This window comes from Streptomyces sp. NBC_00029, from assembly GCF_045160505.1.
Classification (GTDB): Bacteria; Actinomycetota; Actinomycetes; order Streptomycetales; family Streptomycetaceae; genus Streptomyces.
On sequence record NZ_CP108292.1, the window covers coordinates 8,788,772 to 8,802,311 of the forward strand.

Annotated in this window: 12 protein-coding genes and 1 pseudogene; 4 read left to right on the forward strand and 9 right to left on the reverse strand. The window is 69.1% G+C overall.

Features of this window, described 5'->3' with window-relative positions; translation table 11 throughout:
- Positions 1-216: 216 nt before the first annotated feature.
- Positions 217-357 carry a hypothetical protein gene (locus OG753_RS40460; protein ID WP_328959675.1) on the forward strand — a complete coding sequence of 47 codons (141 nt, stop codon included), beginning with the start codon at positions 217-219 and terminating at the stop codon, positions 355-357.
- A gap of 224 nt (positions 358-581) precedes the next feature.
- On the opposite strand, the gene OG753_RS40465 is transcribed toward OG753_RS40460, so the two are convergent.
- The gene (locus tag OG753_RS40465) at positions 582-731 is read right to left on the reverse strand and encodes a hypothetical protein (protein WP_405786541.1); all 150 of its coding nucleotides are present in this window, start codon (positions 729-731) and stop codon (positions 582-584) included.
- Here OG753_RS40465 and OG753_RS40470 point away from each other — a divergent pair.
- Positions 730-978: a hypothetical protein gene (locus OG753_RS40470; RefSeq protein WP_405786540.1), complete on the forward strand. Its 249-nt coding sequence runs from the start codon at positions 730-732 to the stop codon at positions 976-978. The two genes, OG753_RS40465 and OG753_RS40470, sit on opposite strands and share 2 nt — an antisense overlap.
- Positions 979-1,064: 86 nt before the next feature.
- On the opposite strand, the gene OG753_RS40475 is transcribed toward OG753_RS40470, so the two are convergent.
- Both OG753_RS40475 and OG753_RS40480 read right to left on the reverse strand, forming a co-directional pair.
- Complete coding sequence (locus OG753_RS40475; RefSeq protein ID WP_405786538.1) at positions 1,065-3,329, reverse strand: NACHT domain-containing protein; 2,265 nt, start codon at positions 3,327-3,329, stop codon at positions 1,065-1,067.
- A gap of 123 nt (positions 3,330-3,452) precedes the next feature.
- On the reverse strand, positions 3,453-4,982 hold the full coding sequence (locus OG753_RS40480) for a hypothetical protein (RefSeq protein WP_405792474.1): 1,530 nt from the start codon (positions 4,980-4,982) through the stop codon (positions 3,453-3,455).
- On the opposite strand from OG753_RS40480, the gene OG753_RS40485 reads away from it, so the two are divergent.
- Positions 4,971-5,582 (forward strand): hypothetical protein, encoded by a 612-nt coding sequence (locus tag OG753_RS40485; RefSeq protein WP_405792476.1) that lies wholly within the window; start codon positions 4,971-4,973, stop codon positions 5,580-5,582. The two genes, OG753_RS40480 and OG753_RS40485, sit on opposite strands and share 12 nt — an antisense overlap.
- Positions 5,583-5,613: 31 nt before the next feature.
- Here OG753_RS40485 and OG753_RS40490 read toward each other — a convergent pair whose 3' ends face one another.
- Positions 5,614-5,871 carry a DUF6221 family protein gene (locus tag OG753_RS40490; RefSeq protein WP_405786533.1) on the reverse strand — a complete coding sequence of 86 codons (258 nt, stop codon included), beginning with the start codon at positions 5,869-5,871 and terminating at the stop codon, positions 5,614-5,616.
- A gap of 33 nt (positions 5,872-5,904) precedes the next feature.
- Positions 5,905-6,762 (reverse strand): annotated as a pseudogene (locus OG753_RS40495) (IS5 family transposase).
- Positions 6,763-6,923: 161 nt separating this feature from the next.
- On the opposite strand from OG753_RS40495, the gene OG753_RS40500 reads away from it, so the two are divergent.
- Positions 6,924-7,151, forward strand: coding sequence for a hypothetical protein (locus OG753_RS40500; RefSeq protein WP_405786531.1), 228 nt, complete (start codon positions 6,924-6,926; stop codon positions 7,149-7,151).
- A 78-nt stretch (positions 7,152-7,229) separates the two neighbouring features.
- Here OG753_RS40500 and OG753_RS40505 read toward each other — a convergent pair whose 3' ends face one another.
- From OG753_RS40505 to OG753_RS40520, 4 genes are all read right to left on the reverse strand, one after another.
- Positions 7,230-7,619: a hypothetical protein gene (locus OG753_RS40505; protein ID WP_405786529.1), complete on the reverse strand. Its 390-nt coding sequence runs from the start codon at positions 7,617-7,619 to the stop codon at positions 7,230-7,232.
- A gap of 1,306 nt (positions 7,620-8,925) precedes the next feature.
- Positions 8,926-9,630 carry a hypothetical protein gene (locus tag OG753_RS40510; RefSeq protein WP_405786527.1) on the reverse strand — a complete coding sequence of 235 codons (705 nt, stop codon included), beginning with the start codon at positions 9,628-9,630 and terminating at the stop codon, positions 8,926-8,928.
- Positions 9,631-9,901: 271 nt separating this feature from the next.
- Entirely contained in the window at positions 9,902-10,369 is a 468-nt protein-coding gene (locus OG753_RS40515) for a hypothetical protein (protein ID WP_405786525.1), read from the reverse strand.
- Positions 10,370-10,432: 63 nt separating this feature from the next.
- The gene (locus tag OG753_RS40520) at positions 10,433-12,853 is read right to left on the reverse strand and encodes a hypothetical protein (RefSeq protein ID WP_405786524.1); all 2,421 of its coding nucleotides are present in this window, start codon (positions 12,851-12,853) and stop codon (positions 10,433-10,435) included.
- Between the last annotated feature and the right edge of the window lie 687 nt (positions 12,854-13,540).

Consider the following 13,540-nt stretch of genomic DNA (forward strand, 5'->3'; position numbering starts at 1 on the left):
CCAGGGTCGGCCGCCTCCACCGTTTCGTCCTGCTGTCGGCATGCTGCCCCCGCCTGCGTCTTCGTTCTGAAGCGTCCGGTCTCTCCCGGACAACCACCTCTCCGTCCGGAACCTACCTGCGGTGTCCTGTCCAGGGGGTCCGGACAACCCAACTCCCCTCCATCGTCTGCCTCACGCCGCAGATCGCGGGACCAGCAGACCGTAGGAGCAAACTTCATGAACGACACCATCGCCATCGCGGCGGACCTTCTTTCCATCGCCGCCGCCCTCCTGTCCGTGGGCCTGGAGATCTACCGCGACCGCAAGGACAAGGACAAGGAACAGGAGCACCGGAACGAGGAGGGGACCGGGCGCTGAGAGGACGCGGGACGCGCCTCTGACCGGAGAGCAGCCGCAGGAAGGGGGTCTGCGCCCAAGACGCGTCGAGTGTTCACCAGGACACTGCCCCTGAGCAGGACTCAGGGGCAGCTGGCCGGGGCCCGTCCCGCGCGCGGACCGCCCCGACTGCAGCGCTCGGCTGGGTCGGGGCGACGCTGTCCGCGGCCTTCGATGTCGCGGTCGCGCTCCGCAGGCGCGACCGATCAGCGGTCCGTCCGCCAGGATCCCGCGCCCAGACGGCGATGGGCCGACACGGGCGGCCCCTGCTCGGCGGAGGACGTCGGGGGATTCCACTGTTTGGCGTGCGCCAGTTCGGCGGCGAGACGGCCGCGCAGGCCCGGCACGGGCGGCATGGAGGAAAGTTCTGCTCCCGCACTGCCCGCGGACCCGCCCCGTCTCATCTACCCCGTCGACCAGAGCCACGTCGACGCCAAGTACAGCCGCCCCCTCAGCGACCGCTCCATCTGGCCCGACCTCGTCCACGCCTGGGCCACCCGCAATGAGGCTCTCGTGGACGAGATCTGGGACGACGTCATCACCGACCTCGACTCCGACTACGCCGCCTACGCCTACGTCTCCTCCGTCGGCATCGGAGCCTGATCCACCCCTTGCTCGAACGGCATCCCGTTTGGCCTTCGCTCCTCTGTCCGCTGAAGCGCGCAGCCCCTGTGACAGAGGCGCGCCTGTCAGGAGCGCCCCGCCAGATGGCGTTGCAGTTCACGGTGGCGGAACTGGTACGCCGTACCTGCCTGGCGCAACACCCCCCGGCGGTGGGCATCGGCCAGAAAAGCCTGAAGGTGCCAGGGCACGTGGCCCCTGAGCGCGAGGAGTGAGGTGGCCGCGGCGTAGGGCGCCCAGGACGTGGAGGCCAGCCCGGTCGTGAGCCCCGCAATCGCACCGACGGCGAGGGCCGAGAACACTCCGAAGAGGATGGATAGCGGGTATCCCTCAGCCGCACCCACGCTGACCCCGACCAGGAGGCCGGTGACCACGGCCGTGGCAAGTCCTATCCGGAGCACGGTGGCACGGAGCGTCCGGCGGTGCAGCGTTACGAGCGATGCGGGACCAGCGGCTTGGTCTGGTGCTACGGGGCGCGGGACCAAGGCGCTCGCGGCCACGAGGGGCACAATCAGCACGGCGATGACTGCGGTGTCGGAGAACCAGGCGGCAGGTTCATCAGAGATCGCGGCCATCACACCGCTGGTCACGACCGCACCCGCTGCCATCGCCAGGAAAACGAGCCCCAAGCCGTCCAACCTGAGTTGCTGCCAGGACCAGCGAACTCCGACTGCTGGCAGATCATCCTCCCACCGTCTGGTGGTGATCCATCCGGTGACCGCGGTGATCACCGCGGTCAGCACACCCCAGTTCATGGCCTTGGATACCGCGAGGAGGTCGGACACCTTCGCGGTGTAGCGAAACGCGGCCCATGTGACGCGGCCGATCTCCTGCTCGCCGGGTATCGCGAGCGTGGTGACGAAGAAGTACAGCGCGAATCCGATTCCGGTCAGCAGCAGGGACCCGACGAACACCGTGCCGCCGGCGAGGAGACCAGCGAGTGCGCCCACAAGAGACCGGACCGCCATGTGCGGATAGAGTCGCCGCAGCTGCCACCAGCGCAGCTGGTCGTCGTTCGGTGTTCGTTCGAGGTGGCCGGCCAGGAAACGCAGGGTCCGTTCCACGCGCTCTCGCGTCCAACGGCACGGCCTCTGCGGATCGCTGCGGTAGGCGGCTGGTAGGAACGATCGGAACAGGAAGGCCAGAAGGTCTTCCCTGCTCGTATGGTCAAGCATGCTCCTCGGGTGGGGTACCGCGTTGAGCGGCTCACCCGTGCGGGGATTGAAGACCGTCTTCGCCAGGAACACTCCCAGCGGCGTCGCCAGTGCTTGCGTCACGGGCGAGCCGGCGGGCACCGAGTCGACCTCGTCCCACCGCGCATGGGCGGCGCCGGCGTCGCTCCGCAGGTACTCCATAGCGATCTGCCGTGTCAGGGGAATCAGTCGTATGCCGCCCGCCGCCAGCAGGGGGCCCGTTACTTCTCGCTCGCTCCTGAGCGCCTCGCGGTACTCCGCCGTTCGGCTCGTCAGGACCAGCGGCCATTGGGACGGCAGCAAGTCGTTGATACCGGCGAGTGCTCGGGGCTGCAACGAGCGAGGCAGCTCATCGAACCCATCCAACAGCGGCAAGATGCGCTTCTCGTCGATCAACTTCTCGGCGTGGATCCTCGCCCGGGAGTTCATCTCCCGGCGGCCCACCACGGAGACCGAGGCGGAGAGCAGGGCAGGTCCGTGGTCTTGCACCAGCTGTTCCGTCATCCACGCCCGAAACGTCTGTCGACTCACGTCCCATGACGCGAGCGGAAAGACGACCGGCACGCGTCCGCCGTTCGCGCGTTCGCTCAGCAACTCGCCCTGGAGCCGTGTCAACAACACGCTCTTACCGGCTCCGGGTTCCCCGAGCACCACCAGACGGCGGGTGGGCACACGCCGGAGGAAGATGTCGCCGATCTCGCCGTCCACCCCGCATAAGCTCGTGGCTGCCGCCGGCCACTGCGAGGGTTCCCCGGGAGGCCCGCCCGGCCACCCGGTGGCAATGGAAGCCAGCCGGCCCCAGTCCTCAACCAAGTCACCCTCAACCTCCTGCCAGGCGACAGGCAGGAGGTAGGGGCGCTCGAGCTCACGCACCCGCCACTCCTCGTCCCACTGACTCGCCACCCTGACGGCTAGAACATCCGCGACCTGCGAAGAGTCAAGAGCCGAGGGAAGCTGGACGCCCTGCTGGCGGTACTGGAGAAGCGCCAGTACGAGCGCGATGACGCCCACGAAGGAGGCCACGACGCTGGCCATCTGGTCGTTCTCTTGCAGAGTGTGCAACGCGTAGTAGCCGGCGAGCGCGAGCATGGCGCCGACACCGAGGATGATGACCGTCTGTTTGAATCGCCACCCACCCATGCGGACATCATGGAGCACGGCTGCGGTGTCGCGGCGGAGCTTTCCGGATCCCAGGCCAGATCACCGTTCGAAGGGCGTCGGTCCGGAGCCCAGACGACGACGAGACCTGCCCGACCGCCGTTCTCAGTGGATGACGAATGAGGACCGTGCCGGTTCGGTGACCTGGTTATGGGAGGCCTCTGCGATGTAGACGCCTGGAGGTACGGAGGGTGCGGCCGTGGGGCAGGCGGGGCTGCTGGTGTGCTGGTCCCAGGTGAAGGTGGCGTCGATGGATTTTTCGTCGAGTCGGGCCCAGCGCGCTGATGGTTGTACGGGGGCGCAGTGGGCGGAGTTCCACACGGTGTCGCCGGCCGTGTTCTTGATGGTGAGGACGAGGGCCTGGGGGCTGATGTTGAGGCGGCAGGGATTCCCGGCAGGGGAGGGCTGCATGAGACGCACCTCGATGCGGGCGTCTTTACCGGTGTCGACTTCGTTGGGAGCGGCGACGTTGAGGAGGATCCGGTCGTCGGCGCAGGCGGGCAGCGCGAGCACCTGGGTCGTGCCGAGTTCTGGGGTGTTGGTGTCGAACGCCGAGGCCTCAGGTGACGGGGAGGGGGACGGTGAGGTTGAGGGGGTGGGGGAGGGGCTGGGTTTGGGTGAGGTGGTGGTCGCGGGTCGGTCGGTCCAGGGCAGGAGGTCGCCGACGGTGTTGTCTCCGAGCCACCAGGCCAGGAACCCGGTACAGGCGAGGACCGCGACGAGCCCGATCTGCCCACGTCGGGCACGTGGCCCGGCCGCCGGGGCATGGCGTGCAGGCGTCGGCGTGCGCTGCGGGGGCGGCGTGCGCTGCGCCTGGGTGGCCCGCTGCGCGGGCCGACTCGGGGGAGGCGCCGTTGTGTCCCCGGTGGCGGAGACGGATTCCGCCTGGCGCGGCCACGCTGCAGGACCCTGCCCCTTGAGGATTTCCTCGGCTGCCGCGATCTGCTCACTCTTGGACATGGCGGAATAATCAGGAGCTACCGGCTTGGGAACGGGCGTGCGAATGGCGAAAGTACCGGGGTCTTCCGCTCGCGCGTCGACGCTGCGCCAGATTGCGGCCCGTTCTCCTTCCGCCGGGGGAGCGGGTGAGGTGCGGTGGTGTTGACCTGCTTTTTCCTGTGTTGCATCGGCTGCATCGCTGGTGAGTGGGGGTGAGGGGTCGTGCCAGTCGTACGGTGGTTCGCCTGGGTCGGCCTGCGTTGCGTCGTCCGCATCGGCCGGCTGGGCCACGCTGGCGGGGCGGGTCTCCTCCATCAGGCGCTCGACCTGGCGCCGCAGGACCACCATTTCCCGTTCCATGGCCTCCACGGCGGCGCGCGCGGAAGCGAGCTTGGCTTCAAGGTCACGGGTATACCCAGCGGCGTGCACGAGCTGTCCCTGCTGCCGCACCACCAGCTCGGCCAACCCGGCCCGCCCAGACTCCTTCTCCTCAGGGCGGGCGGTGACGGCTTCCAGCCCCTTCTTCAACGCGCCGATCTCTTTCGCGGCGGCGGCCAGCTTGAGGGACAGCTCCTTAGCACGCTTCCGCTCCGACCCCGTCGCGGCCACCGCATCCGCATGCTGCTCCCCGCTCAGTCTGAGCGCGTCCCGCAGCTGCGGCTGCTCCTCGATGAACTGCGCCCGGTGCCGTTCCATCTGCCCGCGCAGAGCAGCGATGTGTTCCTCGAGGTACCGGAGGGGTGCGACCGGATCATCAACCGCAACTCCTGGTTGGCCGCAGCGATCCTGCAACAGGACTGCCCCGACCCGGGATGCGAGGACGGCGTGATCATCGGCGGTGAGGACTGCCGCGCCTGCCAGGTTCGCGCCCAAGAACGGCGGGCTGCGGCCCGGGCTGGTGCGCAGGCAGAAGAGCGGTTGCGGGCCGAGGCTGCTGCGCGCGAGGCCACCGCGGCCTCGGTGACAGGCTGGGCGGAGGCGAAGGCCTCGGAGGAGCTCCGGTTCCGGATGCTGCTCGAGCGCAGTGGGAGGTACGGCGCGATGCTCGACCATCAGGTGGAGCAGCACATGACCGCGTGGCGGGAGCGGAACCCGGATCCGGCTGGCCCGGCGCTCGACCTTGACGCCGCCCAGCAGGGGCAGTTCGCCGATGAGGCCCCCGACTGCCTCGGACCGGCCGAGGAACCTGGCCCCGAGGAGGACAGCTCGTGGGGGCTGGCGTCGTCGCCGAGCGCGGAGTACCAGGCGTGGCGTGAGCAGCAGGCACAGGCCCGTCTCGCCTCGCTCGGCCGGTAGAACCTCGACTAGGGCCTGTCTCCTTGACAGGCTATGGGCGCCATTCCTGCTGGTAGGCGGGGTGTTCGGCGTATGACTGGGCAAGGATTCGCAGCGCGTATGCCAGGCCGGCCGAGCGGGAGTCCGAGGGGTCCATGGCCTTGTAGTCGTGCGCCAGTTGCTCGGTCAGGTCGAGCATGGGGAGATGGCTGTCGAGAAGAGCCTCACCGCCCAGGGTGTCGGCCACGTAGGCATAGGCGTGGTTGTCGTCCATGATGCGTGCGACGAGGAACTTCACAAGATCGTCCATGTGGTCATCTTCTCGGGAAACGTGCTTCGGCGGTCAAGCGGCTGTCCAGATGAGGATTGCGGCGAGGTGGAGTGCGGCCTGATAGGCGATGGCGAGCTTGTCCGTTCGCATGGCCAGTCCGCGCCACTGCTTGAGTCGGTTGATGCACCGTTCGACGGCGTTGCGCTGCTTGTACGTCGGCGTCGAAGGCCGGTGGTCGGCCTCCGTCGCGGCCTCGCCGCAGACGGTGGCCGACCTGGTCGGACGGCTGGGGGATGACGGCGCGGATTCCGCGTCGCCGGAGGTGATTGCGGATCGCGCGGGATGAATACGCACGGTCCGCCAGGACGGCATCGGGTCGGGTCCTCGGTCGTCCGAGTCCGCTTCGCGGAACACGGATGCCTGCCATGACGGTCTCGAAGGCCGGGGCGTCGCCCGCCTGGCCTGCGGTTATACGGAGGGCCAGGGGCCGTGCACGGCTATCGCTGGCAAGGTGGACTTTCGTGCTCAGGCCGCCGCGGGAGCGTCCGAGGCCATGATCGTCAGGTTCGGCCCGACTTGGCGCCCCTTTTTCCTGGCACCGGCGGCGTGCTGGTGGGCTCGGCAGACGGTGGAGTCCACCGAGACGGTCCAGCCGATATCGGCATCAGCGTCGGCCGCTGCCAGAACTGCGGCGAGGATGCGTTCCCAGGTGCCGTCTACGGCCCACCTGATCAGGCGTTTGTGAGCGGTCTGGAACGAGCCGAGCTCGTCCGGCAGGTCCCGCCAGGGCGAGCAGGTGCGGTACTTCCACGCGATGGCTTCCAGAGTTCGGCGGTGATCGGCCCATCGCCGACCACGGACCGGATCGGCCGGCATCAGCGGCTCGATCCGGTCCCACATCGCATCAGTGATCACTAATCGGACGGACACATCCGATCAACTGACCAACCCATCAAAGAGACACGCCCTAACCCCCGTGTTCCGCACTGTGCTGTCTGCCCCTCACCGGAGTGCGCGGACTGCAACCCCCGGAGAGGTGGGCAGCGCCATGCCGCGGATCGTCCGCGGCCGCTCTTTCGGGAGGGAACCTCATGTCCACTGCTACCGACCCGCAGCCCCAGACCCCGCAGCAGCAGCCCCCGCAGCCGCCGGCCACGGACCCGCTCCTGACGCTGTGCCTGGTCATCGTCGGCGCCCTGGTCCTCGCAACGGCTGGCTACATGTGCCTCGCTCACCCGTCGCTCACCGGGCCGATTGCGACGGTGGCCGGGGCGCTGGCCGCGGCGGTCGGCGTCGCGTTCGCCGTCCGCCGGCGCTGACCGTGGCCCGGCAACGGGCCTGCTCGTGAACGACAAACGCCCCGCCCGGACTCCGGGCGGGGCGTACGAGTGTGCAGGTCAGGACCGGTCCTCGGCGTCGAGGATGTCGAGTGCGCGCGGGACGCCGTCCCCGCTGCTCCAACTGGGGTGCGGGAAGGCGGGAGGGGCTTCTTCCGTCCACGCGCCGGCGCTGGAGACGGCGGCAGGGTCCTCGCCGGCCGCGAGGGCGTCGAGCTGCGCGGTGATGGCGTCCAGGTCCAGGAGACCGGCGGCGTACGCCTCGAGGAACAGCCCGACGGCGTGGGAGATCGAGACCTCGTCCTGACCAGCGCGTTTCTTGCCCGCCTCCCACACGGTCCCGGCCACGTTCACCGCCCTGACGACCTTCTCGTCGGTGAGTTTCCGTTCGGTGGGCCGGCCGGTCCCGGCGGGATACGTCTTGGGGACCTGGCGGGGTGCGGTGGCCATGGGGGCGTCGCCTCTCGTCTCGGGCGCGGACCGTATCAGGCCCGCGCCCCCACCCTACCCTTTACTTATATAACTTCATGCTCTTTCGGGAATGCGTGGCGGGCCGAGGCGGCCAGGGTGGCAATGGGGCCGCCCCTACCGAGGTCTTCTCTGTCCGCCTGTCCGCCGGAGGGCCTCGGCGGCGGCGTGCTCGCACGCGTCCGCGAGGAGCGCGGCACGTGGGCGGGTATCGGTGGCGGATGTCCTGGGCCGGAACTCCCGCCCCGACTGAGGGCGGGGCGTAGCGTTGCAACCTTCTCTGAAATTCGCTGTTTTGGGGTCCATCGTCAGCGCATGACGTGGTGGCAGGCAGCATTGTGGTTTAGCCAGCGGCGGGGCTGCCTCGGTGGTGACCCTGTCTTTGGAGATCCGGGCGGCGCAGTATCTGCCCCACGGTGCAAAGTAGCTGCCGCTGACCTTCGACCTCCCGTTGCGCTCCAGCAGTTGCTCCGCGAGGCCACCCGCATTGCCGTGCCGACAGCCGATCACGCGGTGACCGGGGTCCGGCCGACTAATCGGGCGGCGGAGGCGCCTGCCCGACCTGAACAAGCTGGGGTGCAGGTTGTGGCTGTTCCGGTTCGTGATCCTCAGAGGGAAGCTGCGGCGGTGAACACCGCCCTGCGCCAGGCGGATGCGCACGCCCGCTCGCTTCAGGACCTGCCCGAGTGGCAGCGGCTCCAGACCCTCCGCGGTGCCTTCGGGAACGTCTGGCGCGTCCTCAAGGACCGGGCCGGGGAGCACCTCGACCGCCTCATGGGAGACAGCCGCGTCGCGGACTTCATCCGCAAGGTCTCCGTACGCGCCTGCGAGAAGGTCGCCGGGCTGGCGCAGGCGGGCGCCGACAGGCTCCGCCGGGACGACGGACGGGCGCCCGGGAAGAAGCGAGACCTGCCGAGTGCCGAGGCGCTCCTTCGCCTCGGCAATGCGGCGTTCTCCTACAGCGCCCCGCCCTCGCCCCGGGGCAGGCACCGGACGCGGTGGACATCCCGGACATGCGGAAGATGGGGGAAGCCCTGGCCCGCCCGATGCCGGGAACCCGGCCCCGGGTTTCTCCCTCGGCTGCCCGCGGCCGGTCGACCACGGCCAAGCGGCCCGTGGAAAGGCCCGCCCCGGACAGCAGGACACCTGCGGCGTGGCGGCAGTCCCGAACAGAAGCAGTCCCGCAAGCCGCAGCGATAGGCTGCCTGATCCCGGCGACCGGAACGGTCGCCGGGATCAGGACCGGCAAAAGAAAGCCTATTGGGACTGCCTTCGCTTTTCGGTCGGGTTAGTCGGCGGGCTTGCTTTGTTCTCCACAGGACTTGAGGGGCTGTGGGGACACAGTTGATACGAACCCCGGCATGCCCAGTTGCGGGACAGATTTCTCAGGGTCGCGGCTCAGGAGGCCTTTTGCGCGGCGCCAGCGGACACCGTCGCGATCGTCGAAGTCGGCCACGAACACGTAGATCGGCGGATGGCTCTTTCTGAAGTCCCGCCAGCCTGTTGCTCTGGGTGGCAGTTTGTCGAACGGTGTGGCCCATGGGTCTCTCGGTCCCGTGTTGCCGTAGTACTTCATGTTGTCTGTTGTGAACACCATGTCGGAGCATGGGGGCACGCTGGGCAGCCTGACAGAGAATGAGGCCTGTTCAATATCCCAGCGGTTGTCGACGGTCCTCTCCAGGGGCACGACAAACGTCATGGCGACGTTGGAGATGGGGTCCGGTGACCTGTTCATGAGGTGCAGCCGGGACATCCCGCCAGGTTCGATGTCCACCCAGTAGGAGACCCGGGCGGCTTGGGCCTGCTTCTTCTCCTCAGCAGCTTGTCGTGATTGTTTCAGCTGGTCGTCCGCCACCCTGGCGCTGTAGAACGTCGCCACACCGGTGGTGATGAGGCCGGCGACGCTCGCGACGATGGTGGCGATCACTCCGACCTTCACGATCCGGGACGTGGAGTGTCCTTCTCCGCCCCCGTGTCCGGCTGCCTCTGTCATCTCTTGAGCATGCGAGTTCTTGCGGCCGCCGGGTAATCGAGGCGGCCATCTGGCGTGGGTGCCACCGGCTGTCCGCTGGCGCTGGGCGCCGAGGGGTTACCACGAGCAGCGCTCGCGCCGTCCTGGCGGCTTCGTGATAACCGGCGCCCGGGAAGCCGATCCAGCCCTGCCGGGAGCCACTGCGTCGGCTGGCCTGGGCCGAGGCCCCTGTCCGGGAGGCCGAACAGGTCGGGCGGCGGCCGATCGCACGCGGGGTCGCCAGCCCGTCAGGCTACGGGGTCACGGCGAAGGATCCTTCGCAGAAGGCGTCGTCGGCGGCCCATGCGCGGTAGGCGACGCCTTTCCAATCGTTGGGGTCGTCGTGCAGGTGGCTTGCGGCGAGGTCTTCCAGGTGGGTCCGGAGGTCGGCCGGGCTGGTGGAGTGAAGCTGCTGGGTGAGGTGGTGACGCATGCCTATGAGGGGCTGGTTGGCCCGGATGCTGTAGGGCTTGCCCAGGTCCAGGAAGTCGAACTGGTACTGGACGCGGTCGGCGAAGACCTCGTCCCAGTGCGGTGGCGCGGTGACGAAATACCTGAGCCGTCCGTAGCTGTCGGGGGTGACTGCCGCGTGCAGCCAGCGGGCTGTGCCGGTGTGCTCGAAGTACGGGTGCAGGAGCACCTTGCCGGCCTCGGTCGAGGCCTGGTTGCTCTTGGTGTGGTTGCAGAGGTTGCAGACCGGCACGGGACTCGGCGGCGGCACGGAAGGCCTCTGCCGCCGTCTCGGCAGTGCGGGCGGCTTCCCGGAGCCCTGGTGCCGAGCTTCTCACGGTGTACGCGGTGTCCGCCGTGGCCCGTCTCGTGGCCATGTTCGGCGTGGACGCCACCATGGAGCGCCTGGACCGCATCCGGGCGGTTGTTGCTGATCCCTGCGGGTAGCGGCCGGTCGGGCTCGCGCGTCCTGCAGCCGGCTCGTCCGGCCTAACGAACAGCCGGAACGCGCAGCAACGGGAGAGTGGAGGTCAGCCGCAGCTACTTTGCACCGTGGGTCAGGGATAGGACGCCGGGGCCGTATCAGGCCACGCCCCCACCCTACCCTTTGACTTATATAACTTCTCGGTTTCGATGCCCCTCGGGAATGCGCGGTGCTCCGGGGTGGCCGGGATCGGCCCCGGGGTGGCGACACCCCCGCCCCCGGCGAGGCGTCCGACGCGACCGAACATGAGGCGAACGCACTTCTATAACTTCTCTGTTCGGAGGCCGCTGGACGCTGCACGGGTGTGGCCAGTGCTGCGGCCTCGGCTGCGGCGTGCTCGCACGCGTCCGCTAGGAACGCGGTGCGGTGGGCGAGTTCCGCCGCGCGGCGGGCCGGGAGGGCTCCGCCGGCCTCGGCGGCCTCCCACGCCTCCCACCCGATGCGCATCCACAGCTCCTGAGCCACTGCGCCGCGGCGCAGGGCGGTCCGGGCGAGGTCCCGGATCCGGGGGAGGACCGGCGCGGCCCACCCGGGGACGCTGGTGTCGGGTGTGTCGGTCCACGGGACGGCCGGCCCCTCAACCGCGACTCGTACGGCCTGGATGGCCCGTCCGGCGCGCACTGCACGCAACGCGTGTCCGTCCGCTACGTCTTTCCACTCGGCGACGGTCCGACCGTGGTGACGGTCCGGGACCGTCACGGGCGCGATGCCGACCGCGTACCGGGCCGCGGGTACCGCGGTGGGGCGGTGGGCGGCGGCTGCGGCGCGCTCTGCCCGGACGCGGTTACGAGTCTCGGCCGCGCGCTGGTCCGCGCACCGTACGAGGTGGGCGGCCGCGGAATCCCGGTCCGCATGCTCGGCCGGCCGAGCATCCCGTCCGGGGGTGATCGCGTACCAGTGGCGCCCCGACTCCCGGACGCGTCCGGCCATGTGTCCGTTGACGTGCACGATGCGGCCGCCGAGTTCACCGGTGGGCAGACCAAAGCTGCATCGGTCGCTCGCCCCGGACGTCGTGGCCACGGCGGCCGGAGCGTCCAGCACGGACTCCTCCGCGCGCACCGCTTCCTCCGCGGCGTGGTCCGCGGCCGAGGCCGCAACCATGGCGTGCGCGGTGTGCAGCCGCTCCAAAGCCTCGCGCATCGCGGTTTCTCCGCCGTAGCGCTGCGAGGAGACGTGCAGGGCCTGCGCGGTCGCCAGCTGGCCGCGCGCGGCCTCCAGCCGCACCTCGGCCTGCTGCACCCGGTCAACCGGCCCCGTGATGGCCCACGCGTGGACGGGGTCCGCGGCGTGGCCGGTGGTGTGCAGCCACGCGACGTACGCCGCGGCGAAGTCGTCACCCGTCCAGTTCTTCTCCGCCCACCCCTCGAACGCGTGCGAGATCGTACGACCCTCCCTCTCGCGCGCCTCCGCCCACTCCTCCGCCCCGCGCAGCACCCGGTGCTGACGGTTGTCCTCGATGCAGTCCGCGGCGTACTGCCGCTCCTCGGCATCCATTTCGAGCACGGGCAGCGCGCTGACCGGAACTCCGGCGCGCTGCGCGGCGTGTTCGGCGCACATGAGCCGACCGTCCCGACGGGTGCCCACCAGGTACAGGCGGACCCCGTACGCGTCGCAGAAGCCGTTGAAGCCGTCCGCCACCGGGACGCAGCAGTCGCCGACGTCGACAGGTTCCGGCATCCCCGGGATGACCGCCGTCCGCACCGCGGCAGGGATCACGTCCGCCAGCGTGAGCTCCACCTGACCCTCAACGGGCTCCACCCGGAGGCTGTACTGGCCACCAGTACCGCCGTCCTCGCCCCACCCTGCAAGCTCGTAGTTCCGGGTCACCTCCGAGCCCCACCCACACCGCGCGTCGAACCGCGCCGGGCAGTAAGCGTGTTCGATGCACACCCGCGGGTTGTCGACCTCCTCAGGGTCCTCGCACCCGCACTCGCCGTACTCGAACGGGTCCGTGACCTCGGCCTCCGTCACCAGCGTCGTCACGGCCTTGAGCTGCATGTCCTCCAGCCGCACGCCGTCCTGCACACCCCGGGACTCCTTGGCCACGTACCGGAAGCCCGAGCGACCGCGCTCCCAGTACAGGAGCAGGGACACCTCCCCTGCGGTGGTGTACGCCTCCAGCCCAACGACCCACGCGTCCGCGGTCCGGCCCTTCGAGCCGGCCGCGCCGAACACGGCGGAGGCCTGCCAGTCGTTCTCCTCGGCCGTGCGGATCAGCCGCTCGGCACTGCTGGGGATGACCGCCGCCGTACCGGACGTCAGAGCAGACATTCGAACCTCCAAGGGATTGGACCGGGCGGCCTGTTCGGCCGGCCCGTTGAGAACAACCCTAGCTGAAGTTATATAACTTTGAGGGGTTCGCAGCCCCCAATTCACCCGTTTGAGCTTTTGGTATGTGGGCGGTTTTGGCGGGCGGTTGTGGGGTTGTGTTTTTGGTATTCGGTCAGGGGGTGTTTCGGTTTTGGTATTTGACGTTGGGTCGGTTTGGGTGGGTCGGGAATTGGTGGTTTCCCTTTTGTTGGCGATCTTTCTGGTGTAGACCACTCGCTGATGCTGGTCCGGGGTAGTTGTTACGTTGTGTAGCGTGTCGGGGGAGGGGCCGGCGGGGTGGACACTGCGCGGGACCGTGTGCATACTGCTACTGAGAGGGAGCGCGCAGCGCGAGCGGAACGACCTCGGCCCCGCAGGGGCCACACCCCGATATCCGGTCCTGAGACACCGTTACAGACAACCTGACACACCATCAAAACCCCTTCTGACCTGCTACAATTAAGCCGAAGAACCCCGCGGCAGGCCCTCCCTCCGTTGCCAGCCTGCCACCGCGGACCCGCGGTTCCCGAACAACCGGGACCACCCCGCCGTCACCGCAGGTGACGGCCCATCGGGCCACACTCCGCCCGGCGTCGCGCAGCGACGCAGCCCCCTTGGGAGTGACGCAGTCACTCCGCGTCGTGTCTC

What these genes read in the sequence shown, in the direction of transcription:
- OG753_RS40460 (WP_328959675.1), top strand. Translation starts at nt 217, where the DNA reads ATGAACGACACCATCGCCATCGCGGCGGACCTTCTTTCCATCGCCGCC.
- OG753_RS40470 (WP_405786540.1), top strand. Translation starts at nt 730, where the DNA reads ATGGAGGAAAGTTCTGCTCCCGCACTGCCCGCGGACCCGCCCCGTCTC.
- OG753_RS40465 (WP_405786541.1), bottom strand. Translation starts at nt 731, where the DNA reads ATGCCGCCCGTGCCGGGCCTGCGCGGCCGTCTCGCCGCCGAACTGGCG.
- OG753_RS40475 (WP_405786538.1), bottom strand. Translation starts at nt 3,329, where the DNA reads ATGGGTGGGTGGCGATTCAAACAGACGGTCATCATCCTCGGTGTCGGC.
- OG753_RS40480 (WP_405792474.1), bottom strand. Translation starts at nt 4,982, where the DNA reads ATGGAACGGCACCGGGCGCAGTTCATCGAGGAGCAGCCGCAGCTGCGG.
- OG753_RS40490 (WP_405786533.1), bottom strand. Translation starts at nt 5,871, where the DNA reads ATGGACGATCTTGTGAAGTTCCTCGTCGCACGCATCATGGACGACAAC.
- OG753_RS40500 (WP_405786531.1), top strand. Translation starts at nt 6,924, where the DNA reads ATGTCCACTGCTACCGACCCGCAGCCCCAGACCCCGCAGCAGCAGCCC.
- OG753_RS40505 (WP_405786529.1), bottom strand. Translation starts at nt 7,619, where the DNA reads ATGGCCACCGCACCCCGCCAGGTCCCCAAGACGTATCCCGCCGGGACC.
- OG753_RS40510 (WP_405786527.1), bottom strand. Translation starts at nt 9,630, where the DNA reads ATGACAGAGGCAGCCGGACACGGGGGCGGAGAAGGACACTCCACGTCC.
- OG753_RS40520 (WP_405786524.1), bottom strand. Translation starts at nt 12,853, where the DNA reads ATGTCTGCTCTGACGTCCGGTACGGCGGCGGTCATCCCCAGCAGTGCC.